Genomic DNA, 22852 nt, shown 5'->3' with positions numbered 1-22852 from the left:
TCGTGCAGAGCTTTGCACGCAGCATGGGGATTTCGGGCGGTGAGGCCCGATGGGTGTGGCGGGTGCTGTGCGTCCACGGCGTGCAGCCCGGTGTCCTTGCGGACCCGGGCGCGGGCGGTTTGCGGCGGTCAGATGCCGGCGATCTGGCGGGTGCGGTGGCGGAGTCTGGCGAGTGCGCTGTGGCGGCCCCGGCGGTTGATCGAGCTGTTGTCGATGCTGCCGAGCGGCAGGTCTTCGCAGGCGGCCTGAAGGCGCTGGAGCAGGGCGAGGCCCTGGGGCCACGGGCCGTGGCCGGAATCCACGTTGATGTGGCCGGCTGGCCCGATATCCACGAGCTGGCTGCCCCAGCAGTCGGCCCAGTAGGCGGCGGACGACAGCCGCACCCACGGGTCGTTGGTGCTGGCCACCACCAGGCTGGGGGCCGGCAGGGCGTGGCGGGGAATCCACTGGGCGAGGCTGTCCCGGTCGTGGTGGTCGGTTGCGTCCCGCAGGCCGGTGGGGGTGAAGCGGTCCGGATCTGCCGGGGCGACGAGCATGAGGCCGGCAACCCGGTCGGGGCGGTCGGCCGCCGCAACTACCGAGGCGAGACAGCCGAAGCTGTGGGCCACCACCCACACCGGCCCGGGCGAGCGGTCGATGGCATCCCGCACGGCGTTGGCCCAGCGGGCGAGGATCGGCCGCTCCCAGTCGATGTTGGCGACGCGGCGGGCGCCGGGCAACTGCGCCTCGATCCAGCTCTGCCAGTGCGCCGGCCCGCTCCCCTGAAAGCCGGGCACGATGAGGGTGGTGTGGGACATGGCGTGTGGCCTCAGCGGACGGTGGTGATCTGGTCGAAGATGCCGCCGTCGGCGAAGTGAAGCTGCTGGGCCTTCGTCCAGCCGCCAAAGGTGTCGTCGATGGTGAAGAGCTTGACCGGGGCAAACTGCTTTGCGTACTTCGCGGCGATCTTCGGGTCGCGGGGGCGGTAGTAGTTGTCGCCGGCGAGGGTCTGGCCTTCCGGGGAGTACAGGTATTCGAGATAGGCGGTGGCGAGCTTGCGGGTGCCGCGCTTGTCCACCACCTTGTCCACGATGCTCACGGGTGGTTCGGCGAGGATGGAGATGGACGGGGTGACGAGGTCGAACTTGTCCGGGCCGAGCTCCTTGATGGCCAGGTAGGCTTCGTTCTCCCAGGCGATCAGCACGTCGCCGATGCCGCGCTCCACAAAGGTGGTGGTGGCGCCCCGGGCGCCGGAATCGAGCACGCGCACGTTGGCGAACAGCTTCTTCACGAAATCCTTCGCGCTGGCGTCGGTGCCGCCGGGCTGCTTGAGGGCGTAGCCCCAGGCGGCGAGGTAGTTCCAGCGGGCACCGCCGGAGGTCTTGGGGTTGGGGGTGACGACCGCGACGCCGGGCTTGGCGAGGTCGTTCCAGTCGCGGATCTGCTTGGGGTTGCCCTTGCGTACCAGGAAGACGATGGTCGAGGTGTAGGGCGAGGCGTTGTGGGGGAGGCGCTTCTGCCAGTCGGCGGGGATCAGCTTGGCCTTTTCGGCGAGGGCGTCCACGTCGTAGGCGAGGGCCAGGGTGACCACGTCGGCTTCGAGGCCGTCGATCACCGAGCGGGCCTGCTTGCCCGAGCCGCCGTGGGATTGCTTGACGGTGACCGTCTCGTTGGTCTTGTTCTTCCAGTATTTGGCGAAGGCCGCGTTGAAGTCCTGGTAGAGCTCGCGGGTCGGGTCGTAGGAGACGTTGAGCAGGGTCTGCTGGGCAAAGGCGGGGGCGGCGAGGCCGAGGGCGAGGAGGCCGGCGACGAGGCTGCGCTTGAAGTGACGAGACATGGTGAATTCCTTTGGATTGGCAACGGGATGTGCCAAGTCTAGGGACGTGGCAGCGCTGGCCGAACCAATTAAAAGGAAGAAGCTAATCACTGAAATGGGATTGGGCGCGCCAACGGGCCGGCCCAAATGAAAACCCCCGGCGGGGCCGGGGGCGGTAGGCGAGGGCTGCGGGGCTCAGCTGCCGGCGCGCTTCCACACGCATTCGACGTAGGCCTTGCCGTCTAGGGGCGCCTTGTCGCGCTGGGCGCGCCAGATGGTTTCGCCAAGGCATTCGAGCACGTCGTGGAGCGCTGCGTGGCGGTCGCCGTGGCGAGCCTGGGCGTGCTCGAAGGCTTCACGGATGCCCGGCGGCTGGTTGATCGACAGCTGTTCCTCGATCGCCAGATGCAGCGACAGGTGCAGGAAGGGGTTGATCTGGCCGTCGTCGGGGCTGAAATCCTTCTGCACGCCGTCGGGATCGCTGATCAGGGCGTGGTACTCGGGATGATGGGCGACAAGGTCGGCGGCGATGATCTCGAGCTGAGTCAGGACTTCGCGGTTCTGGTGCTTGCGCCAGGAATCGACGAAGAACTGGCGGGCCTGGTCACGGGAAGGATCGAACATGGTTTTTGGGGAGTGGGTATTGGGTAATGGGGAGTGGGGGCCGGGAGATGGGGAGGTGGTTGCGTCCCACTCCCCATTTTCCAATCCCTACTTCCCTTTATAGAGGCACAGGTCGCGGATGATGCATTCGTCGCACTTGGGCTTGCGGGCGACGCACACGTAGCGGCCGTGGAGGATGAGCCAGTGGTGGGCGTCGCGCAGGTACTCCTTGGGGATGCGCCGCACGAGGCGCTTTTCGACTTCCAGCACGTCCTTGCCGGGGGCGAGGCCGGTGCGGTTGGCGAGTCGGAAGATGTGGGTGTCCACGGCCATCGTCGGCTCGCCGAAGATGGTGTTGAGCACCACGTTGGCGGTCTTGCGGCCGACGCCGGGCAGGGCTTCGAGGGCTTCGCGGTCGTTGGGCACTTCGCCGCCGTGGCGCTCGAGCAGCAGGCGCGAGAGCTGCGCGGTGTTCTTGGCCTTGTTGCGGAACAAGCCGATGGTCTTGATGTATTCGGCGATGCCGTCCTCGCCCAGATCCGCCATCGCCTCGGGCGTGGGGGCCGCCGCAAACAGCTTGCGGGTGGCGATGTTCACGCCCTTGTCGGTGGCCTGGGCCGACAGCACCACGGCCACCAGCAGCTGGAAGGGTGAGGCGTATTCGAGTTCGGTGGTCGGGTTGGGGTTTGCGTCCCGTAGCCGGCGGAAGGCTTCGGCGACCGCCGCGAGGCGCATGTCGGCCATGGCGTGGTCAGGCCTCGGCAGCCTTGGCCGCGAGGGCGGCGGCGTGGGCGCGGGCCAGCTTGCGGGCTTCGATCCAGTTGCGGCCGGCGATCAGGCAGCCCAGCGCGATGAAGGCGCCCGGCGGCAGGATGGCGACCAGGAAGCCCGGGTAGTCGTCGCCGAACAGCACGATGGGCTGCATGCCGGGGAAGATCATGTCGATGCCCGACAGCAGGGTGCCGCTGCCGACCACCTCACGCATGGCGCCCAGCACGGCCAGCACGAGGGTGAGGCCGATGCCCATCGCGATGCCGTCCACCGTCGAGCCACCGGGTTCGTTCTTGGCGGCAAAGGCCTCGACCCGGGCGAGCACGATGCAGTTGGTGACGATCAGCGGGATGAAGATGCCGAGCACCAGGTAAAGCTCGTGGAGGTAGGCGTTGAAGGCCAGATCGACGACGGTGACGAGCGCCGCGATGATCAGGATGAACACCGGGATGCGGATCTCGTAGGGGATGAAATTGCGCAGCGCGGCGATCACCAGGTTGGACATGGCCATCACCAGGATGGTGGCAAGGCCCAGGCTGACCGCGTTGACGATGTTGGTGCTGATGGCGAGGATCGGGCACAGGCCGAGGATCTGGACGACGCCGGTGTTCTGCTTCCAGATGCCGTTCCAGGCGATGTCTTTATAGGCTTGAATGTCCATGGCGGTGCTCCGTCAGGGGGTGCCGGCAAATTTGGCGCCGTTTTGCGCCGCAAAGAGCCGATCCTGGTTGTCGGCGGCAAAGCGGGCGGCGCGGGCCACCGCGTTGGTCACCGCGCGGGCGCTGATGGTGGCGCCGGTGTGGTAGGCGATCTGGCCGCCGTCCTTCTTCACCTTGCAGCCGGGCAGGTCGGCGGCCTTGATGTCGGCGAACTGGGCGATCCAGGGGGAGGCCTTGTTCTTGTCCTTCTTGGGGTCGATGTAGTCGCCGAGGCCCGGGGTTTCACGATGGGTGACGGCGCGGACGCCGGAGACGCTGCCATCGGCGCGCACGGCGACGATCAGGTCGATGCGGCCGCTGTAGCCGTCGGGCGCGATGGTTTCGAGGAGCAGCCCGGCGGGCGCGCCGGCCTTGCGGGCCCGGTAGATGCGGCCGCCTTCGTCGAGGCCCAGCGCAGGCGTGGGGCCGAGGGCGACGAAGTCGTCGAGCAGCACGTTGTCGAAGCTGCTGGCGGGCAGGACTTCGGAGATGAGCTTCATCTTCTCGTCGGCCGCGGCGGCGTCGATCTGGACTTTAGTAGCGCCGTAGGTGAAGGCCATCAGGGCGGTGAACACCACGGTGAAGGCCACCATGATGGTGCCGGTGCGGGCGGACAGCCGGAGGGCGGTGGTCTCGCTCATGTCAGTCTTTCTTGTGGCCGAACACCGGCGCCTGGGTCTTCATGTCGATGATCGGCACGAGGATGTTCATCAGCAGGGTGGCGAAGGCGACGCCGTCCGGATAGGCGCCGAAGGCACGGATCACGAAGGTGAGCACCGCCGCGCCGGCCGCGAAGAGCAGTTTGCCGCGGGCGGTGGTGGCGCCGGAGACCGGGTCGGTCAGGATGAAGAAGGCGCCGATCATCGCGCCGCCGGAGGCCAGGTGGAACAGCGGCGAGGCGAAGCCGTCGGGATGGAGGCCCCACATCAGGCCGGCCACGACGAACAGCGCACCGCAGAAGGCCGCCGGGATGTGCCAGGTGATGATGCGCTGCTGGATCAGCCACAGGCCGCCGACGAGGTAACCGAGGGCGACCCATTCGCCGCCCTTGCCGCCCATCATGCCGAAGGCCGGGCCATCCTGGAGCTGGCTGGCGCGCAGGCCGTGGAAGGGGGAGTCGGGGTTGGTGGCGCCGCGCAGGGCGGTGCGCAGGGCGTCGAGGGGGGTGGCGCCGGTGATGGCGTCCACATCGCGCAGGCCACCGAAGATCAGCTTGAGCTGGGTGCCGAAATCAAGCTGGCCAGCGGCGGGCCACTGGGACATCAGCGCCGGGTAGGCGACGATCATCAGGCAGAAGGCCGCCATGGCCGGGTTGAAGGGGTTCTGGCCGAGGCCGCCGTAGAGCTGCTTGACCACCACCACCGCCAGCAGGGTGCCGGTGACGGTGAGCCACCAGGGCACGATGGGCGGGAAGGTGAGGGCGATCAGCCAGGCGGTGACGATGGCCGAGAGATCGGTGAGGAAGATCGCTTTGGGTTTGCCGCGGATGGCGAGCATGGCGGCTTCGCCGGCCAGGGCGGCGGCGGAGGCGATGGCGAGCTGAACCAGGATGCCGGCGCCAAAGAACCAGACATAGGCGGCGATGCCCGGCACGAGGGCCAGCAGCACCTTCAGCATGACCTGCTGGACGCTGGCGGATTTGCGGACGAAGGGGGAATTGATCATCGGAGTGTGCGAGAAAGGGGCTCAGGCGCCTGAAGCGGGCGGCGCGTCGGCGGGCTTGTCGGCCCCGGCGGCTTCGCGGCGGGCGTCGATGGCGGCCATCTCGGCCTTGATCTCGGGGGCGGCGACCTCGGTGTTCTTCGGGGCGGCCTGGGCCTTCTGCTGGCGAGCCTTCTCCATCGCGGCCTCGATCAGTGCGAGCTTGGCCGGGTCGACGGAGGGCTTGGGTTTAGCCGCAGGTGCAGAAGGGGCGTCGGCAGCCGGGGCCGCGCCTTCGGCAGCGACCTTCTCGCGGGTGGCGGCGGCCTTGGCGGCGAGCTTCTCGGCTTTTTCCTGCTTCTCGCGTTCCTGACGGTAATTCTTGAACTCGAAGCGGTCGCGGGCGGCGTCGGCGGCTTCCTTCTCGCGCTCGCGGGCCCAGATCTCGCTCTTGGAGAAGCGGAAGTAATCCACTAGCGGGATGTGGGACGGGCACACGAAGCTGCAGCAGCCGCATTCAATGCAGTCGAAGAGGTGGTATTCCTGCGCCTTGCCGAAGTTCTTGGCGCGGGAGAACCAGTACATCTCGAAGGGGGCCAGATCGGCCGGGCAGGCCTTGGCGCACTCGCCGCAGCGGATGCATGGCATCTCGGGCGCGGGGGCCGGGAACAGGGCTGCGCTGCCTACCAGGATGCAGTTGGTGGCCTTGACCACGGGCACGTCGAAGCGCGGCAGGCGCACGCCCATCATCGGGCCGCCCATGATGTAGCGGTCGGTGTCGGCGCGGGGGCCGGCGAGGCGGACCAGGTGATCCATCGGCGTGCCGATCAGCACGTCGTAGTTGCGCGGGGCATTGACGTTGCCGGCGACGGTGACGACGCGGGAGATCAGCGGCCGGCCGAATTCGAGGGCTTCGTAGATGCTGAACGCGGTGCCCACGTTGAAGCACTGCACGCCGAAATCGGTGGAGCGCCGGCCGTGGGGGACTTCGATGCCGGTGAGTACGCGGATGAGCTGCTTGGCGCCGCCCGCGGGATAGCGGGTGGGGATGGCGACGGCCTCGATGCCCGTCTCGCCGCTGGCGGCGATCGCAGCCTGCACGGCGGCGACGGCTTCGGGCTTGTTGTCCTCGATGCCGATCAGCACTTCCTCGGCCTGCAGCATGTGGCGCATCGCGATGATGCCCTTGAGCATCTCGGGGGCGCGCTCGCGCATCAGCAGGTCGTCGCAGGTGATGAAGGGCTCGCACTCGGCGCCGTTGATGACCAGCGTCTTGAGGCGGCCTTCCTTGCCCGGCTTGAGCTTGGCATAGCTGGGGAACACCGCGCCGCCAAGGCCCACGACGCCGGCGTCTCGCAGGTAGTCGCGCACTTCGTCGGGCGGTGCGCTGCGGAAGTTGATGGTGTCGAGCTGCCCCCAGGCGTCGTCGCCGTCGGGTTCGATGATGACCGACAGGGCTTCGAGGCCGGAGGTGTGGGGCATCAGCGCGGGTGCCACGTCGCGGACGATGCCGGAGGTGGAGGCATGCACGGCCGACGACAGGTTGCCGTCGGCGCCACCGATGCGCTGCCCCTTGAAGACCTTGTCGCCGGGGGCCACGAGGGGCCGCGGGTGACCGCCCACCGCCTGGTGGAGCGGGATGACCAGACGATCGGGCAGCGGCACCTGCCCGATGGGCGCGGTGGTGGATTCGGTCTTGTTGGTCTGCGGCTTCACGCCGCCGTGGAACTTGAAGAGTTTGCGCAGCATGTCAGGCCTCGCCGGGGCAGGCGCGTGCGGAATGGTTCATGTCAGGCGGCCGCCTTGATCTCGAAGACCGGATAACGCCACTTCCAGGTGTCGACGGTTTCGGCGATGGGTTCCATCACGATGCAATCCACCGGGCAGGGGGCGAGGCACAGCTCGCAGCCGGTGCATTCGGAGGCGATGATGGTGTGCAGCTGCTTGGCGGCGCCGACGATGGCATCCACCGGGCAGGCCTGGATGCACAGGGTGCAGCCGATGCAGGTCTGCTCGTCGATGACGGCCACCGACTTGGGTTTTTCGACGCCGTGCTCTTCGGAGAGGGGCTTGAACTCGCGGCCGAGGAGGTCGGCCAGCTTGCGGATGCCTTCCTCGCCGCCGGGCGGGCACTGGTTGATCTCGGCTTCGCCGCCGGCGATGGCCGTGGCGTAGGGCCGGCAGCCGGGAAAGCCGCACTGGCCGCACTGGGTTTGCGGGAGGATGGCGTCGATCTTGTCGACCAGCGGGTCGCCTTCAACCTTGAACTTGATCGATGCAAAGCCGAGCAGCGCCCCGAGGACGAGGGCGATGCCGGTCATGACGAGAAGCGCAGTGAGCATGATGTCAGTGGTACTTGTCGAGGCCGGCGAAGCCCATGAAGGCAAGGCTCATCAGGCCGGCAGTGACCATCGCGATGGCGGTGCCCTTGAAAGGCGTGGGCACGTCGGCGCCATCGAGGCGTTCGCGGATGCCGGCAAACAGCACGAGGGCGAGGGAGAAACCGACCGAGCTGCCAAAGCCGAACAGCAGGGATTCGAGCAGGTCGTGGTGCAGCGCGACGTTGAGGAGCGGAACGCCCAGCACCGCACAGTTGGTGGTGATGAGCGGCAGGTAGATGCCCAGCACCTGGTGCAGCGTGGGGCTGCTCTTCTGGATGACCAGTTCGGTCACCTGCACGATGGCGGCGATGATGACGATGAAGGCCAGGGTGCGCAGGTATTCGACGCCGGCGGGCATCAGCACGTAGTGGTCGACCAGATAGCTGGTGCCGCAGCCGAGGGTGAGCACGAAGGTGGTGGCCGCGCCCATGCCGACGGCGGTCTCGAGTTTCTTCGAGACGCCCATGAAGGGGCACAGACCGAGGATGCGGACCAGCACGACGTTGTTCACGAGAACGGCGCCGAGGATCACGAAGAGGTAGCTTGTCATGGTTGCCGGGGACGCGAAGATCCAGAGGGCAGGACGAAAGAGGGATTATCCCGCGCCGGCTGGCAGGGACTCAAGCCTGCCAGAAGTAGGGTTTTGGCCGGCGCGTGACGCATCAGGCGAAGTCGCGGGTCTCGGTGACGGATTCGCGGACCAGCGCCGGTCCGCGATAGACGAGGCCGCTGTAGAGCTGGACCAGCTTGGCGCCGGCTTCGAGCTTGGCGCGGGCCTGACGGCCGTTGAGCACGCCACCGGCGGCGATGATCGGCAGCTCGTTGTGCAGCGCCTTGGCCAGCGCGGCGACGACCGCGGTGGAAGCTTCGAACAGCGGTGCGCCGGAGAGGCCGCCCTGCTGGTCGCCGTACTTGATGCCCTGGACCTTGTCGCGGGCCAGGGTGGTGTTGGTGGCGATCACCGCGTCGATGCGGTGGCGGCGCAGGGCGTCGGCGATGTTGGTGATCTGGGCGTCGTCGAGATCAGGGGCGATCTTGAGGGTGATCGGCACGTAGCGGCCGTGCTTGTCGGCGAGCTGGGCCTGACGAGCCTTGAGCTGGCCGAGGAGGGCGTCGAGTTCGGATTCGCCCTGCAGCTGGCGCAGATTTTTGGTGTTGGGCGACGAGATGTTGACGGTGATGTAGCTCGCCAGCGGGTAGGCCTTGTCGAGGCAGATCAGGTAGTCGTCGGCGGCGCGCTCGATGGGCGTGTCGGCGTTCTTGCCGATGTTGATCCCGAGGATGCCGCGGAACTTCATCTGCTGGACATTGCCGATCAGCGCGTCGATGCCGTGGTTGTTGAAACCCATGCGGTTGATGACGCCCTTGACCTCGGGCAGCCGGAACATGCGCGGCTTGGGGTTGCCGGGCTGGGCGCGGGGCGTGATCGTGCCGATCTCGATGAAGCCGAAGCCCATGCGGGCGAGGCCGTCGATGGCTTCGCCGTTCTTGTCGAGGCCGGCTGCGAGGCCGATGCGGTTGGGGAACTGCAGCCCCATGACATCGACCGGCTTGGCCGGAAGCGGGCTGGCGGCAGGAAGCAGGCGACCGGCGAGATTGAGGCCGGCGAGGGTGGTTTCGTGGGCGGTTTCCGGATCGAGGGAAAACAGCACCGGGCGGGCGATTTCGTAGAGCATCCGCCATTCTACCGCAGTGCGGAAAAGTCTTGTTTCTTCAATCAATCCACGGCGATACGCAGCTGTAGCCCGACGTAACCGCTATAACCGGGAAGATTGGGCAGGGCGACCAGATTGGCGCCGACGCGGCCGATCTGGGCCGACGCCGCGGGCAGAACGAGGATGGGTGACGGATAGCCGGTGGCGAGCAGGCCGAAGGCACCAAAGCGGAAGGGGCCGGCTTCGAGGGGCATCCAGCGCCCGCCCAGATAGAACGTGTTGCGGTCGTAGCTGTTGCGGAAATAGCCCGCGGACGCCACCCAGGGCGTGCCAGTGAACTCGCGCTCCATGCCGATGCCCGGATTCACCTCGCGCCAGTCGCGGCGGTCGGGCTGGAAGTGGTGAGAGACGCCAGAGATCGTGAGCCAATCCCGGTGGGGAGCGGCGGAGAAGTCGTCGAGGCTGGGCGTGGCGTTGGCGTTGGCGTTGGCGCTGATCGCGGAGCAGGCGAGCGCGGCGGCCCACAGGGCCCGGGTGGTGAGGGTCATGGCGGCGTGGAGTCAGTCGAGGCGGGTGAAGTCGGCGTCGGTGAGGGTGCGCCATTGGCCGCCGATGCGCCCCTGGAGCGGCCGGAAGCGCGCCTTGTAGGCCATCTTGCGGCTGTCGCGGATCCAGTAGCCGAGGTAGAGATAGGGCAGCCCGAGTTCGCGGCACACTTCGATCTGCCACAGCACGCCGAACGTGCCGAGGCTGCCGGTGGTGATGTCCGGGTCGTAGAAGGTGTAAACGCTGGAAAGACCGTCGGTGAGGCAGTCGATGACGCTCACCATGCGCAGGATGCCTTCCTCGCGGAACTCGATGAGGCGGCTGTCCACGTGGCTTTGCAGCAGGAAGTGGGTGTATTGCTCGCGATTGTCCTGGTCCATGCCGCCGCCGGCGTGACGGCTGGCCTGGTAGCGCTGGTAGAGGGTGTAGTGCTCTTCGGTGAATTCCAGCGGCAGCTCGCGGGGAAGCAGGTGGGCGTGGGCCGACCACGCACGGCGCTGGCTGCGGTTGGGCTGGTATTCGGCCACCGGGATGCGCACCGGCACGCACGAGCGGCAGGCGTCGCAGTAGGGGCGATAGGTGAAGATGCCGCTGCGGCGAAACCCGCTGCGCACGAGCTCGCTGTACAGCGGGGTGTCGATCAGGTGGCTGGGGGTGGCAACCTGGGAGCGCGCCTGGCGCTCGGGCAGGTAGGAGCAGGCGTAAGGGGCCGTGGCGTAGAACTGCAGCAGGGAATAGGGGTAGTCCTTGAGCATCGCACGTCAGGTCCAGGGGGCTTGGGCACCGTCAATCGGCCAGCGGGCGGGCGGCGGGCCGTCGCATGTGAGGGTGTCGAGCAGCTTCACGAAATCTTCGCGGGGAATCTCACGGCCACCCAGCGAGGCCAGGTGGCGGGTGGTCATTTGACAATCTAGCACGCGAAAATCCCGTTGCTCAAGGAAGCGCGCCAGGTGCACGAAGGCGATCTTGGAGGCGTCGGTGCGGAGGCTGAACATCGACTCGCCGTAAAAGGCGCGTCCGACCGCCATGCCGTAAAGGCCGCCGATAAGTTCGCCATCGACCCAGGTTTCGACCGAGTGCGCGTAGCCGAGTTCGTGCATCCGGATGTAGGCATCCTGGATGGATTGCGTGATCCAGGTTCCGGTGGTTTCGCGGGTTTCGGCGCAGGCGCGGATGACTGCGGGGAAATCGCTGTCGAGGCGGACTTCGTAGCGGGCGTTGCGAAGCGTCTTGCGTAGCGAGCGGGTGATGCGGATCTGATCGGGGAAGACCACCATCCGCGGATCGGGGCTCCACCACAGGATGGGCTCGCCGTCGTTGAACCACGGGAAGATGCCGCGACGGTAGGCTGCGAGCAGCCAGTCGGGAGTCAGGGCGCCACCGGCCGCGAGCAGGCCGTTGGGGTTGCGCAGGGCGCGGGATGCGGAGGGGAAATCAGGTTGGTCGCCGAGCCAGGGAATCATGTCGCAGCGAACCAGGAGGCCGGCAGTGCCGGCAACGGATCAGTTGGCCTGAGTGGGCCGGGCCGAAGCGCTGGGCAGGACGCGGCGGGCGCCGTCGTAGCGGGCAGCCCAGTAGGAAACACGCATGTCCTCGACGCGAACCACGCCGCCGGCAGAGGGGGCGTGCACGAACTGGTAATTGCCGAGATAAATGCCGACGTGGGAGAACGCACGGCGCATGGTGTTGAAGAACACGAGATCGCCGGGTTTGAGGTCGTTGATCTTGACCTGCTCGCCGGTCTGGGACATCTCGGCTGCAGTGCGCGGAAGGCCGAAGCCAAGGGCGTCCGAGAAGACCTTGCCGACAAAACCGCTGCAGTCGAAGCCGGTGAGGGGGCTGGTGCCGCCCATGCGGTAGGGGACGCCAAGGAAGTTGAGGCTGCGCGTGACGAGTGAACGCATCGAATCGGAGTAGCGCTCCAGCACAGTGGGTGCGGGGGCTTCTTCCTGAGCCGGTGCGATGGGTTCCGCAGCGTTGGCTGCGCCGGAGAGCGCGGCCGCTACAAAAAAGCCGACGATGGTCTTTTTGATAGGCATCTCATCAGTCTACCGAATGACGCAATTAGTGTAAAGAATTTCGACGGATATCGATGTTGCATTGCGCAATGTGCACTGCGCCACAGTATGCCGATGGCAGTGCCGGTAGTATTCGTTCCGCACTGGTCGCGGGCAGTAACGTCCGGGAGGCCGCGCGGAAGATGAGCTGAACCGGTCAGTACATCTTCACAAAAGGGCCCTTCGGCTTTCCGTGGCGAAGCACCCGCGCCAGTCGCACCAACAATCAGGTCACGCAAACAGGTTCAGGATGCCGTCCAGGCCGCTGTGGTTGAGGGCGTAGGATGCCTTCTCCCGGACGACAGGTTTTGCGTGATAGGCGATGCCGACCCCCGCTGCGAGCAGCATCGGCAGGTCGTTTGCGCCGTCTCCGGCGGCGATCACGGTTTCGGATGCGAAGCCGTGGTGTCTGCGGACGAGTTCAAGCGTGTGGCGCTTGGCCTCACCGTCGATGATGTCACCCTTCACCTTGCCGGTAAGCCTGCCGGCGCGGATTTCCAGTTCATTGGCCACGGCGTAGTCGAAACCGAGCTGCTTCTGCAGGCGCTCGGTGAAATACGTGAAGCCGCCCGATACCAGTACGGTGACGATGCCGGCCTTCTTGAGCCCGGCGATCAGGCTTTCAGCGCCCGGGTTGAGCTTGAGCCTTTCGTGAAAGACGCGGCCCAGCGCATCTTCCGGCAGCCCCTGGAGCAGCGCGACGCGGCGGGTCAGGGATTCGCGGAAATCCAGTTCGCCCCGCATGGCGGCTTCGGTGATCTCGGCCACCTCGGCCTTCAGGCCCTGCATGTCGGCGATCTCGTCGATGCACTCGATGGTGATGAGCGTCGAGTCCATGTCGGTGACGAACAGCCGGAAATCGGCAAGCCGCCGCCCTTCGGGCACGAAGGCGAAGTCGAGTTCGTGGGTTTCGCAGTACGCGGCGAGTTCCGGGTGCGGGTTGGCGTTGATGAGGCGAACCGCATTCGGGCCAAGCCGGCCTACCCCCTCCGAGCCGGTGAGGGTGGTCAGATCCTTCAGAGCGCGTGTTTCGAGCTTGTGTCCCTGGATTACCAGATTCATCAAGCCTGGCTCCGCTGGGGCAGGACCTCGCGCAGGATGTCGCGGGTGTTGCGGATCATCTCTTCGGTGGTCGCCCAGTCGACGCAGGCGTCGGTCACCGAGCAGCCGTAGCGCAGCTGGGTGAGATCGGCCGGGATCGGCTGATTGCCGGCTTCGATGTTGCTTTCGATCATCAGGCCGACGATGGAGCGATTGCCTTCGCGGATCTGGTGGGCCACGTCGCGCATCACAAGCGGCTGGTACTCGGGGTTCTTCCAGGAGTTGGCGTGGGAGCAGTCGATGACGATGTTGGCCGGCAGCTTGGCCTTGGCGAGGGCTTTTTCGGCGAGGGAGACGGACACGGTGTCGTAGTTCGGACGGCCGCCACCGCCGCGCAGCACCACGTGGCCGTAGGCGTTGCCGCGGGTGCGGATGACCGACGACTGGCCCTGGGCGTTGATGCCGAGGAAGCTGTGGGGGGCGGCGGACGACAGGATGCCGTTCACTGCGGCGTCGAGGGAGCCGTCAGTGCCGTTCTTGAAGCCGACCGGGGTCGAAAGGCCGGAGGCCATCTCGCGGTGGGTCTGGGATTCCGACGTGCGGGCGCCGATGGCGGTCCAGGCGATGAGGTCGCCGTAGTACTGCGGAGCGATCGGGTCGAGGGCCTCGGTGGCGGCGGGCAGGCCGGCTTCGTTCACCTGCAGCAGGAAGTCGCGGGCCTTCTCCATGCCTTCGTCGATGCGGAAGGAGTCGTCCATGTACGGATCGTTGATGTAGCCCTTCCAGCCGGTGGAGGTGCGCGGCTTCTCGAAGTAGACGCGCATCACCAGCACCAGGGTGTCGGAGACTTCATCGGCCAGCTTCTTGAGGCGCTTGGCGTAGTCGAGGCCGGCGACGGGATCGTGGATCGAGCACGGGCCGACGACGACGAAGATGCGCGGATCCTTGCGGTCGAGGATGGCCTGCAGGGTGCGGCGGCCTTCGAGAACGACGTTGGCGGCAGCGTCGGTCAACGGGACGCGGGCGACGATCTCTTCGGGGGAGGGCATGCGGTCGAAGGCCGCGATGTTCAGGTTTTCAGTCTGGGCGGTGGTCATGGCGGTGGCTGCTCATCAGCGTGGCGCGCGGGGCGCCGAATCCGGCATTTTACCTCGAAGTGGCGCCGCGCATCGTGCGCCGCGCAAGGCCAAGCACCGACGGCAGGCGGTGATCGACGAAAGGCGGCTTGCGCAGGCTGCGGCTGATCCACACAGTGGTCATGCCGAGGCGTTTGGCGGTGCGCAGGTTGACTGCGCTGTCTTCGACCATGATGCAGCGGGCCGGGTTCAGGCGATGGTCGCGGAGCAGATGCCGGAAGCCGCGGATGCCGGGCTTGGGGTGAAAGCGCATCTGCTCGACCGAATAGACGTCGGCAAAGTGATGGCGGATGCCCATCACGTCGAGCACGGCTTCGGCGTAACGCCGGGGGCCGTTGGAGAAGACGATCTTGCGCCCCGGCAGACGACGCAGCAGGTGGTGGAGCGCGCTGTCGAAGACGACCATCCGGGCGAGATCCGGAAACTGGTGGGTGTCGTCGAGGAAATGGCGTGGATCGGTGCCGTGGTGGCGCATGAGGCCCAGCAGCGTCGCGCCGTAGCGTCGCCAGTAATCCATCCGCATCCGGTTGGCGGCCGGCTCGTCGAGATCAAGTTCGCGCATGAGGTAGGCCGTCATGCTGCGGTTGATGTGGGGAAAAATGTGCGGGCTGGCGTTGTGCAGCGTGTTGTCGAGGTCGAACAGCCAGACGGGTTGCATCGGTCAGACGGGTTTGGGCTGGAAGCGGACGATGGCGCGGCCGTCGTCGGCGACCTTGGGCTCGGCCTTCCAGGCGTGGCCATAGACCACCTCGACGGTGACGGGCAGGCGGTCGTTCTTGCGGAGTTTTTCGTAGTGGCTGCGCAGGTGCTGCCAGTGCCCCTTGCCGACGAGGCCGCGGGGGCGGCTGGTGGAGGCGTTGGTGGAGCCGCTGGTGCGCAGGGCATTGAGCAGGTCGTCGAGCCCGGCGTAGGTGACGGTGATCATGTCCATGTCCATCACCGGGTCGGCAAATCCGGCCTTGACGAGGGCGTCGCCCAGGTCGTGCATGTCGATGAAGCGGTGCAGGTGCTCGGCGTCGGACGGCGGCAGGGACGCGCGGAGTTCTTTCAGCGTGTCGGGGCCGAGGGTGGAGAACATCACCATGCCGCCCACCTCCAGCACCCGGTGGGCTTCCTTCAGCGCCGGGAGCGGATCGTGCAGCCACTGGAGCATCAGGTTCGACCACACCAGCGACATGCTGCCGCGCGCGACGGGCAGCGCGCTGGCGTCGGCGCAGATGAAATCCGGCTCGGCGGGCTTGCCGAAGCGCATCAGGCGCTTGAGAAGCCCGGTGTCGCCGCGGGCCTGGGCGAGCATGGCCGGCGCCGAGTCGATGGCGATGCGGGGAATGCCGGGGTAGCGCTGGGCGAAACCGGGGAGGTCGGCGCCGGGGCCGCAGCCCAGGTCGAGGATCCGCGTCGGGGTGATGCGGATGTAGTCGAGGCGCTCACCCATGCGGCGGGAGACTTCCCGCGCGAGGGTGTCGACCTTGCCGTAGCCCGCAGCAGCCCGTCCGGCCCGACGGCGCACGAGGCGCGGGTCGAGCTGGAAATCGGGAGCGGTCATCGGGTGAGGCTTAGATGGACTTCAGGCCGAGACGGGCGAAGAGCTTGTCGTCGGCGTCGGCGTCCGGGTTGTCGGTGGTGAGCAGGCGCTCGCCGTAGAAGATCGAGTTGGCGCCGGCCATGAAGCACAGGGCCTGGAAACCGTCGCCGAGCTCCTGACGGCCAGCGGACAGGCGCACGTAGCTCTCGGGCATGGTGATGCGCGCGGCGGCGATCACGCGGACGAAGTCGAACGGATCGATGGCTTCGGCGCTGCCCAGCGGGGTGCCTTCGATCTGCACCAGGTTGTTGATGGGCACGGAATCCGGCGGCGGGTTCATGTTGGCCAGCTCGGCGATCAGCGCGGCGCGGCTCTTCTTGGTCTCGCCCAGGCCGACGATGCCGCCACAGCACACGTTGATGCCGGCGTCACGCACCTTCTCGAGGGTGTCGAGGCGATCCTGCAGGGTGTGGGTGGTGATGATCTGGCCGTAGAATTCGGGCGAGGTGTCGATGTTGTGGTTGTAGTAGTCGAGACCGGCTTCCTTGAGCTGCTCGGCCTGGCCATCTTTCAGCATGCCGAGGGTGACGCAGGTTTCGAGGCCCATGGCCTTGACCTCGCGGACCATGTCGAGCACCGGGGCGAGATCCTTTTCCTTCGGGCCACGCCAGGCGGCGCCCATGCAGAAGCGGGTCGAGCCCTTGGCCTTGGCAGCGCGGGCGTTCTCGAGCACTTCGTTCAGGGGGAGCAGGGTTTCCTTCTCGAGGCCGGTATCGTAGCGGGCAGACTGCGAGCAGTAGCCGCAGTCTTCGGAACAGCCGCCCGTCTTGATCGAGAGCAGGGTGGAGCGCTGCACGGCGTTCGGGTCGAAATGCTCGCGGTGCACCTGCTGGGCGCGGAACAGCATGTCGTTGAAAGGCAGCGCGAACAGGGCTTCGACCTCGGCGACGGTCCAGCGTTTACGGGTCGGCGTGGTTGCGGCGGTCGGGGCGCTCTCTGCGCAGGCGACGGTGGCGGTCATTGTCATGAACCCTTATTTTGGCTGTAATTCAAAATTACGAAGCCTTTTAGTTTCCCCGAAGGGGTCTGGATTTGTCAAATCAAGCGCCTGGCCAACGTGGATGGCCGGCTGTCGCACGGAATGCCGTGGCGACGGCGATTTTTCCCCAGCAATGCTTTGCCTGCGGCGCAGCCAGCGGGAGCGACGTGCTGTGCGCTGCCTGCCTTGCCGAGCTGCCCGGAAAGGGCGACGCGCGCTGTCTGGTGTGCGCCATCGGCCAGCCGCTGGGCGAAATCTGCGGCGCCTGCCTGCGCGATGCGCCGCCATTCGATGCCACCTGGGCGGTGCTCGATTACGGCTTTCCGGTGGATCGATTGATTCAGGCGCTCAAGTACGGCCATCGGCTGAGTACGTCGAGGTTGTTTATCGACCTGATGGCCGCCGCGCCGGTTCCCGAGGCTGACATTGTTTTGCCGATGCCGCTTCACCCGGCGCGGCTGAAGGCGCGCGGCTTCAATCAGGCCGCCGAGCTGGCCCGTCCGCTGGCGCAGCGTTGGGGGTTGCCGGTGCTGCTGGATGGCGTGGTGCGCGATCTCGATACCTCGCCCCAGGCGAGCCTGCCCTGGAAGGCGCGGGTCGCGAACATTCGCGGGGCCTTCCGGGTGACCGCGTCGTTGGCGGGGATGCGGGTGGTGGTGGTCGATGACGTGATGACCACTGGCGCGACGCTGGCTGAGTTTGCCCGGGCGCTGAAGGCGGCGGGTGCCGAGCGGGTCGAGAACCGGGTGGTGGCGCGCACGCCCGCGCCGGCTTGATCGGGCGGAGATGGGCGTGCACAATCCGCGCCCATGTTCCATGTCGTCCTACATCAGCCGGAGATTCCTCCGAACACCGGCAACATCATGCGCATGTGTGCCAATTCGGGCGCCCGGCTGCACCTCGTCAAACCGCTGGGTTTCACGCTTGAAGAAAAGCAGCTGATCCGCGCCGGCCTGGATTACCGGGACATGGCGGTGGTGACGGTGCATGAAGACTGGCCCAGTTGTCGGGCCGGCTTTGAGGGGCAGCGCATCTTCGCGCTGACGTCCCATGGCGGGCGAAATTACGCGGAGGTGGCCTTCCAGCCTGGGGATGTGTTCGTCTTCGGGTCGGAATCCCGCGGCCTGCCGCCGGAGTTCCACACGGAATTCGGCGACGAGCGTCGGCTGCGCATTCCGATGCGGCCAGGCAACCGCAGCCTCAATCTGTCGAATGCGGCTGCGGTGGTGGTCTATGAAGCCTGGCGCCAGTCGGGCTTTGCCGGCGGCGGCTAGGTTTATTCCTGCTTGGGATCGCGGGCGAGAAGCTGCTCGACCGCATCACGGGCCGAAACGGTGCCGTTGAGCACGCCGTCGACGGCCAGCGTGATCGGCATGTCGACGCCCAACCGGCCGGCCAGGGCAGCGACTTCGTGGGTGGTGCTGACGCCTTCGGCCACATGGCCCAGGGCAGCGAGGATGTCGGGGAGCGTCTTGCCCTCGGCGAGCATCAGGCCGACGCGGCGGTTGCGCGACAGGTCGCCTGTGCAGGTGAGGACCAGATCGCCCAGGCCGGCAAGCCCCATGAAGGTGTCGCGACGGGCGCCCAGTTCGACACCCAGGCGGGTGATCTCGGCGAGGCCGCGGGTGATGAGCGCGGCGCGGGCATTGAGCCCGAAGCCCATGCCGTCGGCGACGCCGGCGGCGATCGCCATCACGTTCTTGACCGCGCCGCCCACTTCGGCGCCGACGAGGTCGTCGTTGGCGTAGAGGCGCAGGCGGTTGTTGTGCAGGGCTTGCACCCAATGGCGGGCAAAATCGATGTCGCGGGCAGCGACGGTCACTGCCGCGGGCAGGCCTTTGGCCACTTCGGCGGCAAAGCTCGGCCCGGTGAGCACGCCGCAGGGTGCGTCTTCGCCGAGCTCTTCGGCGACGATCTGGTGCGGGAGCTTGGCGGTGCCGGCTTCAAGGCCCTTGCAGGCCCACAGCAGCGGGGTGCCCGGCGCCGCGGCGCGGAGGGCGCGGGCGGTGGCGCGCAGGCCGGCGAGGGGCGTGACGACGAGGTGCAGATCGGCCTTCGCGGCTTCGGGCAGGCCGTCGGTGAGCTCAATCTCGGCCGGTAGCGGAATGCCCGGCAGGTAGCGGCGGTTCTCACCGTCGGCACGCAGCGCGGCGATCTCGGCGGATTCGCGGCTCCACAGCACGACCTGATGACCACGGGCGAAGGCGAGGGCGAGGGCGGTTCCCCAGGCCCCTGCGCCAAAGACGGCGATGCGCATCGGCTTACAGACCCCAGACCTGGTTGATGCGGATGAATCCGCTGCTGCCATCGCGATGGCGGACGCCGACCCAGCCATCGGCGGGCGGCTTGTCGCCGAGCTCGAGGACCACATCCTTCGCAGCCTCGAAGACGACGGTGGCGCCGGTGTCGGGCTTCTGGCGGATCTCGGCGCGGGCAGCGGTGACGATCACGGTGCGCTTGTCGGAAAGCTGGCGGCGTTCGAGCCACAGCAGGCTTCCGGCGGGCTCGCGGACCTTCACCCAGCGGTCGATGTTCACGACCATCTCGACGGGCGTGTAGCGCTGGATCACGAACAGCGGCTTGCCTTGCTTGGACGGCGCATCGTAAAGGATGGCCGGCTCGGCGAGGGAGCGGAAATCCGAGGCGGCGCTCGCGCCTGCCGCCGCGAAGGCGAGCGACAGGGCGAGCAGCGCCGCAGTGGTGCGGCGGCGCATCGTCATTACTGGACCGGAACGTCGGTACCCGGGGCCTGCTGGCGGTTCTGCTGGAACAGGGCCTCGAAGTTGACCGGGGCGAGCAGTACGGGCTGGAAGCCGGCGCGGGTCACGGCGTCGGAGACGGCCTCGCGGGCGTACGGGAAGAGGATGTTGGCGCAGCCGATCATCATGATCGGTTCCAGGTCTTCCTGCGGCACGTTGCGGATCTGGAAGATGCCGCACTGGGCGACTTCGACCAGGAAGACGGTCTTGTCTTCGGGCAGCTGGGCGGTCACGGTGACGGTCAGGGTGACTTCGAACACGCCTTCGTCGATGCCGTTGCCTTCGGTGCGCAGCTGGACGTTGATCTGGGGGGCTTCGCGCTCGAGGTAGATCTGCGGTGCGTTCGGCACCTCGAGGGACAGATCCTTGACGTAGAGCTTTTCGATGGAGAAGACGGGTTGGGCGTTTTCGGACATGGTGGTCTTTCCGGTTGAGAAATCAGGATTTTGTTGGTTGGGTCAGGCGGCTTCGCCCTTGAGCAGGGCGTCGAGCTTGCCGTCGTGGTCGAGGGCGAAGAGGTCGTCGCAGCCGCCCACGTGGTAATCGCCGATGTAGATCTGCGGCACGGTGCGGCGGCCAGTGCGGGCCATCATCTCGTCACGGCGCTCCGGGTCGGTGTCGATGCGGACCTTCTCGATCTCGGTGACGCCCTTGCGACGCAGCAGGCCTTCGGCGCGGACGCAGTAGGGGCAGACGGCGGTTGAGTACATCAGGATTTTGGGTTGCATGGTCACTTCTTCTTCTGACGGCTGATCGGCATGCCGGCCTGCACCCAGGCTTCGATGCCGCCCTCCAAGTTGTGGACGTTGCTGAAGCCGGCTTTGGCGAGGATGGCGCACGCGCTGGACGAGCGACCGCCGCTCTGGCAGTTGAGGATAACAGGCTTGTCCTTGAACTTATCGAGCTCGCCGATGCGCTTCTGGAGTTCGCCCAGGGGGATGTGGCGGGCGTTGAGCAGGTGGCCGGCGGTGAACTCGGCGGCTTCGCGCACGTCAACGACGAGGGCGTCTTCACGGTTGATGAGGGCGGTGGCCTGAGCGGGGCTGATGCCACGGCCGCCACGCAGCGAAGTGATGACGAGCATCACGCCGCTGACGGCAGCGAGCGCTGCCCAATACCAGTTTTGCTGGATGAATTCCACGAAACAAACTCCGGGGCTGAGGGAAAAGGGACGGGATATTACGAGTCTTCGCCGCAGAACACTTCACGCATCATTGCGATGAGCTGGAGCGTGCGTGGATCGCCCACGCGATAGAATACCCGGTTGGCATCCTTTCGGGTGAGCAGCACTTCCTTGTCGCGCAGGATGGCGAGGTGCTGGGAGATGTTGCTCTGGGAGGTGCCGACGGCATCCACGATGTCCTGGACACAGGCTTCCTCGCTGCCGATGACGCACAGGATCTTCAGGCGCAGGGGATGGGCTATGGCTTTCAAGGCCCGAGCCGCGGTCTCGATGTGCTCCTGGTTGGCGATGAGTTCGGCGGTGGTTGTCTTCACGAACGATTCGGGTAGGCGCGAGTCAATATTATAAAATAGCATTTTTTGCACCACTGGTGCGGATGGCCCGGTCGGCCAGGGCCGGTGGGCGGCGGGCAACAACGGTGGGAAGCGTTGATTCCGTCACGAAGCGTCTATTTGGGCCGTGTGCAGATGTGCGCGTTTGTGCCCGATTGGGCTGGCGGATTTCCGGTTTATACTTCCTGCCAATCATGGAATTCAGCCCGTTTTCGGGTAGTACGGCCTGATCGAGACAGGCCAGGCGTTCAACGCCGCGACGGAGACTTTATGCGCAGCAAACTGCAACAAGCTGGTCTGGTGTTTACCGGGCTGTGTGCCGGGGTTCTGATCAGCCTCAACTTCTCGGCCAACGCGGACAAGTCGCCGCTGTCCCCGCTTCCGGTCGAAGAGCTGCGCAATCTGGCGGACGTCTTCAATGCCATCAAGCAGGGCTACGTCGAGCCGGTCGAAGACAAGAAGCTGATCACCTATGCGATCAGCGGGATGCTGTCCAACCTCGATCCCCATTCGGCCTATCTCGACGCCGAGGCCTTCAAGGAGCTTCAGGTTGGCACCCAGGGCGAATTCGGCGGGCTGGGCATCGAGGTCGGGTCGGAGGACGGTTACGTCAAGGTGATCTCCCCGATCGAGGATACGCCGGCTTTCCGCGCGGGCATCAAGGCGGGCGACCTGATCATCAAGCTCGACGAGACCTCGGTGAAGGGCATGGCCCTCAACGATGCGGTCAAGCGGATGCGTGGCAAGCCCAAGACCAACATTGTGCTCACCATCATGCGCAAGGGCGAGGCCAAGCCGATCGTCGTGACGCTGGTGCGTGAAGTCATCAAGGTCCAGAGCGTCAAGTCGAAGGTTGTCGAGCCTGGCTACGGTTATGTGCGCGTGGTGCAGTTCCAGGAGCAGACGGCGGCGTCGCTGGCCCAGCATCTGGATCGACTGGTCAAGCAGGGCGATCTGAAGGGCCTCGTGCTGGATCTGCGCAACGATCCGGGCGGGTTGCTGCATGGCGCCGTTGGCGTGTCGGCAGCCTTCCTGCCGCCGGGCGCGCTGGTGGTGTCCACCGATGGGCGTGCCGACGACGCGAAGCGCAAGTACGTGGCGTCGCCCGAAGACTACCTGCGCGGCTCCCGCGACGACTTCATCCGCGGAATTCCCGCGTCGATCAAGACCGTGCCGATGGTGGTGCTGGTCAATGGCGGGTCGGCGTCGGCTTCCGAAATCGTCGCTGGCGCGCTGCAGGATCACAAGCGGGCGGTGGTGATGGGCACCCAGAGCTTCGGCAAGGGCTCGGTGCAGACGATCCTGCCCCTCAACAGCAACGCGGCGATCAAGCTGACCACGGCGCGCTACTTCACGCCGAACGGGCGGTCGATCCAGGCCAAGGGCATCGTGCCGGACATCATCGTCGAAGAAACGCCGGGCGGTTCGTCCCGCGAGCGTCTGCGCGAGGCCGATCTGGATCGCCACCTGGGCAACGGCAAGGAAGCCGACGTGAGCGCGCCGAAGCCGGTCGATCCTGCGCCCATGGTGCCCAAGAAGGATCCGGCGTCGAAGGGCAAGGACAAGCCGAAGGATGCGGACGACGAGATGAAGCCGCCGTTCGAGATCGCCGGCAAGGACGACTACCAGCTGGCCCAGGCGGTGAATTTGCTCAAGGGTCTGCAAATCCTCCAAAATAGCGCGAAATAAT

29 protein-coding genes are annotated in these 22852 nt (G+C 66.4%); 3 read left to right on the top strand and 26 right to left on the bottom strand.

Going from position 1 to position 22852, the window contains the following annotated elements; all coding sequences use genetic code 11:
* Positions 1–128: 128 nt before the first annotated feature.
* The 20 genes from GH681_RS12385 to bioB all read right to left on the bottom strand — a co-directional run bounded on the left by GH681_RS12385 (position 129) and on the right by bioB (position 16870).
* Positions 129–797, bottom strand: a complete 669-nt coding sequence (locus GH681_RS12385) for an alpha/beta hydrolase (RefSeq protein WP_153161789.1) — start codon at positions 795–797, stop codon at positions 129–131.
* A gap of 11 nt (positions 798–808) precedes the next feature.
* Positions 809–1816 carry a sulfate ABC transporter substrate-binding protein gene (locus tag GH681_RS12380; protein ID WP_153161788.1) on the bottom strand — a complete coding sequence of 336 codons (1008 nt, stop codon included), beginning with the start codon at positions 1814–1816 and terminating at the stop codon, positions 809–811.
* A gap of 174 nt (positions 1817–1990) precedes the next feature.
* Positions 1991–2419 carry a DUF1841 family protein gene (locus GH681_RS12375; RefSeq protein ID WP_153161787.1) on the bottom strand — a complete coding sequence of 143 codons (429 nt, stop codon included), beginning with the start codon at positions 2417–2419 and terminating at the stop codon, positions 1991–1993.
* A gap of 87 nt (positions 2420–2506) precedes the next feature.
* Positions 2507–3133, bottom strand: coding sequence for an endonuclease III (nth, locus tag GH681_RS12370; RefSeq protein WP_153161807.1), 627 nt, complete (start codon positions 3131–3133; stop codon positions 2507–2509).
* Positions 3134–3149: 16 nt separating this feature from the next.
* Positions 3150–3830: an electron transport complex subunit E gene (locus GH681_RS12365; RefSeq protein ID WP_153161786.1), complete on the bottom strand. Its 681-nt coding sequence runs from the start codon at positions 3828–3830 to the stop codon at positions 3150–3152.
* Positions 3831–3842: 12 nt separating this feature from the next.
* Positions 3843–4508, bottom strand: a complete 666-nt coding sequence (locus GH681_RS12360) for an RnfABCDGE type electron transport complex subunit G (RefSeq protein ID WP_153161785.1) — start codon at positions 4506–4508, stop codon at positions 3843–3845.
* Between the two features lies 1 nt (position 4509).
* On the bottom strand, positions 4510–5532 hold the full coding sequence (locus GH681_RS12355; protein WP_153161784.1) for an RnfABCDGE type electron transport complex subunit D: 1023 nt from the start codon (positions 5530–5532) through the stop codon (positions 4510–4512).
* A 21-nt stretch (positions 5533–5553) separates the two neighbouring features.
* Positions 5554–7257 carry an electron transport complex subunit RsxC gene (rsxC, locus tag GH681_RS12350; protein WP_153161783.1) on the bottom strand — a complete coding sequence of 568 codons (1704 nt, stop codon included), beginning with the start codon at positions 7255–7257 and terminating at the stop codon, positions 5554–5556.
* 41 nt (positions 7258–7298) lie between these two features.
* Positions 7299–7850, bottom strand: a complete 552-nt coding sequence (gene rsxB / locus GH681_RS12345) for an electron transport complex subunit RsxB (RefSeq protein ID WP_153161782.1) — start codon at positions 7848–7850, stop codon at positions 7299–7301.
* Between the two features lie 4 nt (positions 7851–7854).
* A complete protein-coding gene (rsxA, locus tag GH681_RS12340; RefSeq protein ID WP_153161781.1) occupies positions 7855–8439 on the bottom strand; it encodes an electron transport complex subunit RsxA in 585 nt (194 codons plus the stop codon).
* Between the two features lie 112 nt (positions 8440–8551).
* The gene (locus GH681_RS12335) at positions 8552–9565 is read right to left on the bottom strand and encodes a quinone-dependent dihydroorotate dehydrogenase (protein WP_153161780.1); all 1014 of its coding nucleotides are present in this window, start codon (positions 9563–9565) and stop codon (positions 8552–8554) included.
* A 41-nt stretch (positions 9566–9606) separates the two neighbouring features.
* Positions 9607–10092, bottom strand: coding sequence for a hypothetical protein (locus GH681_RS12330; RefSeq protein ID WP_153161779.1), 486 nt, complete (start codon positions 10090–10092; stop codon positions 9607–9609).
* 12 nt (positions 10093–10104) lie between these two features.
* Positions 10105–10845: an arginyltransferase gene (locus GH681_RS12325; RefSeq protein WP_153161778.1), complete on the bottom strand. Its 741-nt coding sequence runs from the start codon at positions 10843–10845 to the stop codon at positions 10105–10107.
* 6 nt (positions 10846–10851) lie between these two features.
* The gene (gene aat / locus GH681_RS12320; RefSeq protein ID WP_153161777.1) at positions 10852–11553 is read right to left on the bottom strand and encodes a leucyl/phenylalanyl-tRNA--protein transferase; all 702 of its coding nucleotides are present in this window, start codon (positions 11551–11553) and stop codon (positions 10852–10854) included.
* A 39-nt stretch (positions 11554–11592) separates the two neighbouring features.
* On the bottom strand, positions 11593–12129 hold the full coding sequence (locus GH681_RS12315; RefSeq protein ID WP_153161776.1) for a C40 family peptidase: 537 nt from the start codon (positions 12127–12129) through the stop codon (positions 11593–11595).
* Between the two features lie 249 nt (positions 12130–12378).
* The gene (gene serB / locus GH681_RS12310) at positions 12379–13209 is read right to left on the bottom strand and encodes a phosphoserine phosphatase SerB (RefSeq protein ID WP_153161775.1); all 831 of its coding nucleotides are present in this window, start codon (positions 13207–13209) and stop codon (positions 12379–12381) included.
* Positions 13209–14285, bottom strand: a complete 1077-nt coding sequence (locus GH681_RS12305) for a 3-deoxy-7-phosphoheptulonate synthase (RefSeq protein WP_153161774.1) — start codon at positions 14283–14285, stop codon at positions 13209–13211. The genes serB and GH681_RS12305 overlap by 1 nt, the downstream gene beginning before the upstream one ends.
* Positions 14286–14334: 49 nt before the next feature.
* Positions 14335–14982, bottom strand: a complete 648-nt coding sequence (locus GH681_RS12300; RefSeq protein WP_153161773.1) for a pyrimidine 5'-nucleotidase — start codon at positions 14980–14982, stop codon at positions 14335–14337.
* A 3-nt stretch (positions 14983–14985) separates the two neighbouring features.
* Entirely contained in the window at positions 14986–15870 is an 885-nt protein-coding gene (locus GH681_RS12295; RefSeq protein WP_153161772.1) for a methyltransferase domain-containing protein, read from the bottom strand.
* 10 nt (positions 15871–15880) lie between these two features.
* The gene (bioB, locus tag GH681_RS12290; RefSeq protein WP_153161771.1) at positions 15881–16870 is read right to left on the bottom strand and encodes a biotin synthase BioB; all 990 of its coding nucleotides are present in this window, start codon (positions 16868–16870) and stop codon (positions 15881–15883) included.
* A gap of 125 nt (positions 16871–16995) precedes the next feature.
* On the opposite strand from bioB, the gene GH681_RS12285 reads away from it, so the two are divergent.
* On the top strand, positions 16996–17664 hold the full coding sequence (locus tag GH681_RS12285) for a ComF family protein (RefSeq protein WP_228111888.1): 669 nt from the start codon (positions 16996–16998) through the stop codon (positions 17662–17664).
* A gap of 33 nt (positions 17665–17697) precedes the next feature.
* Complete coding sequence (locus GH681_RS12280) at positions 17698–18162, top strand: tRNA (cytidine(34)-2'-O)-methyltransferase (protein ID WP_153161770.1); 465 nt, start codon at positions 17698–17700, stop codon at positions 18160–18162.
* A gap of 2 nt (positions 18163–18164) precedes the next feature.
* Here the strand turns inward: GH681_RS12280 and GH681_RS12275 are convergent, their stop codons facing one another.
* From GH681_RS12275 to GH681_RS12250, 6 genes are read right to left on the bottom strand one after another with little or no spacing between them, the layout of a single operon-like run.
* A complete protein-coding gene (locus GH681_RS12275) occupies positions 18165–19145 on the bottom strand; it encodes an NAD(P)H-dependent glycerol-3-phosphate dehydrogenase (RefSeq protein ID WP_153161769.1) in 981 nt (326 codons plus the stop codon).
* Between the two features lie 4 nt (positions 19146–19149).
* The gene (locus tag GH681_RS12270; protein ID WP_368666704.1) at positions 19150–19608 is read right to left on the bottom strand and encodes an SH3 domain-containing protein; all 459 of its coding nucleotides are present in this window, start codon (positions 19606–19608) and stop codon (positions 19150–19152) included.
* Complete coding sequence (secB, locus tag GH681_RS12265) at positions 19608–20063, bottom strand: protein-export chaperone SecB (RefSeq protein WP_153161768.1); 456 nt, start codon at positions 20061–20063, stop codon at positions 19608–19610. Before secB ends, GH681_RS12270 begins: the two co-directional genes overlap by 1 nt.
* Before the next feature lie 42 nt (positions 20064–20105).
* Positions 20106–20375 (bottom strand): glutaredoxin 3, encoded by a 270-nt coding sequence (gene grxC / locus GH681_RS12260; RefSeq protein ID WP_194271222.1) that lies wholly within the window; start codon positions 20373–20375, stop codon positions 20106–20108.
* Positions 20376–20377: 2 nt separating this feature from the next.
* Positions 20378–20788 carry a rhodanese-like domain-containing protein gene (locus tag GH681_RS12255; RefSeq protein WP_153161767.1) on the bottom strand — a complete coding sequence of 137 codons (411 nt, stop codon included), beginning with the start codon at positions 20786–20788 and terminating at the stop codon, positions 20378–20380.
* Positions 20789–20826: 38 nt separating this feature from the next.
* Complete coding sequence (locus GH681_RS12250; RefSeq protein WP_153161766.1) at positions 20827–21144, bottom strand: metalloregulator ArsR/SmtB family transcription factor; 318 nt, start codon at positions 21142–21144, stop codon at positions 20827–20829.
* A gap of 288 nt (positions 21145–21432) precedes the next feature.
* Here GH681_RS12250 and GH681_RS12245 point away from each other — a divergent pair, with 288 nt between their 5' ends.
* The gene (locus GH681_RS12245) at positions 21433–22851 is read left to right on the top strand and encodes a S41 family peptidase (protein ID WP_153161765.1); all 1419 of its coding nucleotides are present in this window, start codon (positions 21433–21435) and stop codon (positions 22849–22851) included.
* Position 22852 lies beyond the last annotated feature (1 nt).

The organism is Zoogloea sp. 1C4, from assembly GCF_009469605.1.
Lineage (GTDB): Bacteria > Pseudomonadota > Gammaproteobacteria > Burkholderiales > Rhodocyclaceae > Zoogloea > Zoogloea oryzae.
This window is presented reverse-complemented; position numbering and strand designations above follow the sequence as displayed.